The organism is Streptomyces glaucescens, from assembly GCF_002154375.1.
GTDB lineage: Bacteria > Actinomycetota > Actinomycetes > Streptomycetales > Streptomycetaceae > Streptomyces > Streptomyces glaucescens.
Genome location: NZ_MUND01000414.1, coordinates 1 through 2,745, shown reverse-complemented (window position 1 = coordinate 2,745; position 2,745 = coordinate 1). Strand labels below are relative to the sequence as shown.

Below are 2,745 nucleotides of genomic sequence, written 5' to 3'. Positions count from 1 at the left end.
ATGCAGGTCCGGTCCGGCGGCGCGGTGAGCGGCGAACTGGTCGCTGCCGCCGGACCGGACCTGCATGTGGCGACGGGCGGCAGCGGCCAGGTCGTCGTACTCGACACCCGGCTGATGACCGGGTGGGAGCTGGTGGCCGCCGGAGACGACGAACTGTCGGTACCGGTGCGTGACCTGCGCGGCGCGGCACAGGCACCCCATGAGCAGGACGGGCTCTTCTGACGGCGCGGGCTGAGCTTCCGACGGCGCGGGCTGAGCGTCGGCTGTCCTCGCGCTGTGTGTTTCTCAGGCAAATCACAGGTTGCCGAAAGAACGCTCTCAGAGGGCGCCGAGAAGGTGTCCAGCATGACCACGACCTCGCCCCAGGGGCGCACCGAACTGCTGAGGCCGGACGGGAGCCCCGTCCGGGTGCTCGTGGTGGACGACGAGCTGTCGCTCACCGAGCTGCTGTCCATGGCCCTGCGCTACGAGGGTTGGCAGATCCGGACCGCGGGCGACGGCCACGGTGCCGTGCGCACCGCGCGCGAGTTCCGCCCGGACGCCGTCGTCCTGGACATGATGCTGCCGGACATGGACGGCCTGGCCGTCCTCGGGCGGCTGCGCCGCGAGCTGCCGGACGTGCCGGTGCTCTTCCTGACCGCCAAGGACGCCGTCGAGGACCGGATCGCGGGGCTGACCGCCGGCGGCGACGACTACGTCACCAAGCCGTTCTCGCTCGAGGAGGTCGTCGCCCGGCTGCGCGGGCTGATCCGCCGCTCCGGCGCCGCCGACCGCCGCTCCGACTCCCTCCTGGTCGTCGGCGACCTCACCCTCGACGAGGACAGCCACGAGGTCACCCGCGGCGGCGACTCCATCCACCTCACCGCCACCGAGTTCGAGCTGCTGCGCTTCCTGATGCGCAACCCGCGGCGGGTGCTGAGCAAGGCGCAGATCCTGGACCGGGTCTGGTCGTACGACTTCGGCGGGCAGGCCAACGTCGTCGAGCTGTACATCTCCTATCTGCGGCGGAAGATAGACGCCGGCCGCGAGCCGATGATCCACACCCGGCGCGGCGCCGGTTACCTGATCAAGCCCGCCGCGTGACGACCGGGCGGCGGCAGGCCCGTACGCGGCCACGGACGCGCGCGCGGGCGCGCACGCGGGCGCGGCGGGTGGCGCGGCCGCGCACCCTGCGCACGCGGCTCGTGGTCGCGTCCGTGGTGCTCATCGCCGTGGTGTGCGCGGTGATCGGCACGGTGACGACGCTCGCGCTGCGCTCCCACCTGTACGAGCAGCTGGACGGCCAGCTCAAGGAGGTCGCCGCGCGCGTCGCGAACGGGTTCGTCCCGCCCGACGAAGACCTCGGTATGGACCCCGGTGAGGCCCCCGGCAGGGGCGCGGGCGGCGGCCTGCGCGGCGGGCAGGACAGGGAGCCGCAGGCGGACGACCTCACGCAGTTCGTCGAGAGGGGCCCGCAGCCCAGCGGCACCATCGCGGCCGAGGTGAGCGGCGGCACGATCACCGAAGCCAAGGTGGGCAAGAAGGCCAAGGACGACAACAACATCTCCCAGCTGACCGGGGAGTCGCTGAGCGAGGCGCAGATCGCCGCCCTCGCCTCGGTCGCCCGGGACGGCGCCGCGCACACCGTGGACATCCCGGGACTCGGCGGGTACCTCGCCCGCTACGAGAGCGGCCGCAACGGCAGCTACTACGCCGCCATCCCGACCTCCGACGTCGGCAACACCATCAGCACCCTGATCCTCGTCGAGGTCAGCGTCACCGCCGCCGGACTGGCCGCCGCCTCCCTCGCCGGCGCGGTCATCGTCGGCGTCGCCACCCGCCCGCTGCGCAGGGTCGCCGCCACCGCCACCCGGGTCTCCGAACTCCCCCTGCACAGCGGTGAGGTAAACCTCGACGAACGGGTGCCGGAGGCGGAGTGCGACCCGCACACGGAGGTGGGCCGGGTGGGCGCCGCGCTCAACCGGATGCTGGACCATGTGCACGGCGCCCTGCACGCCCGCCAGCAGAGCGAGATGAGGGTCCGGCAGTTCGTCGCGGACGCCGGCCACGAGCTGCGCACCCCGCTGGCCTCCATCCGCGGCTACGCCGAGCTGACCCGGCGCGGCCGGGAGTCGGTCGGCCCGGACACCCGGCACGCGCTCGGCCGCATCGAGTCCGAGGCGGGCCGGATGACCCTGCTGGTGGAGGACCTGCTGCTGCTGGCCCGGCTGGACGCGGGGCGCCCGCTGCGGTTCGAGCGGACCGATCTGGTACCCCTGGTCGTGGACACGGTCAGCGACGCGCGGGCCGCCGGACGGGGCCACACCTGGCGACTGGAGCTGCCCGACGAGCCCGCCCTGGTGCAGGCGGACGCCGCCCGGCTGCAGCAGGTTCTGGTCAACCTGCTCGCCAACGCCCGTACGCACACCCCGCCCGGTACGACGGTCACCGCGCGCGTGCGCCGCGACGGGCCGTGGCTGTGCGCGGACGTGTGCGACGACGGTCCGGGCATCCCGCCCGAGCTGCTTCCGCACGTCTTCGAGCGGTTCGCGCGCGGCGACTCGGCGCGCTCCCGGGCCACCGGCTCGACCGGTCTGGGGCTGGCCATCGTGCAGGCCGTCGTGACCGCGCACGGCGGCGCGGTGACCGTCGACAGCGTGCCCGGGCGGACCGTCTTCACGGTGCGCCTGCCCGCAACCGCAACCGAACCCGTGGACCCGCCCGCAACCGCAACGGTGCACCTGCCCGCGCCCGCGCCCGCGCCCG

The 2,745-nt window shown here is 73.9% G+C and carries 2 protein-coding genes and 1 pseudogene; all 3 read left to right on the top strand.

Translation table 11 applies throughout. The annotated features are described in order from the left end of the window. Positions 1 to 222: pseudogene (locus CCN42_RS25625) on the top strand (DUF2797 domain-containing protein); the annotation flags it as partial. Between the two features lie 123 nt (positions 223 to 345). Beyond that, on the top strand, positions 346 to 1,083 hold the full coding sequence (locus CCN42_RS25620) for a response regulator transcription factor (RefSeq protein ID WP_169731523.1): 738 nt from the start codon (positions 346 to 348) through the stop codon (positions 1,081 to 1,083). Between the two features lie 68 nt (positions 1,084 to 1,151). Then, the coding region (locus CCN42_RS25615; protein WP_107427645.1) for a sensor histidine kinase at positions 1,152 to 2,745 on the top strand (1,594 nt) is incomplete at its 3' end.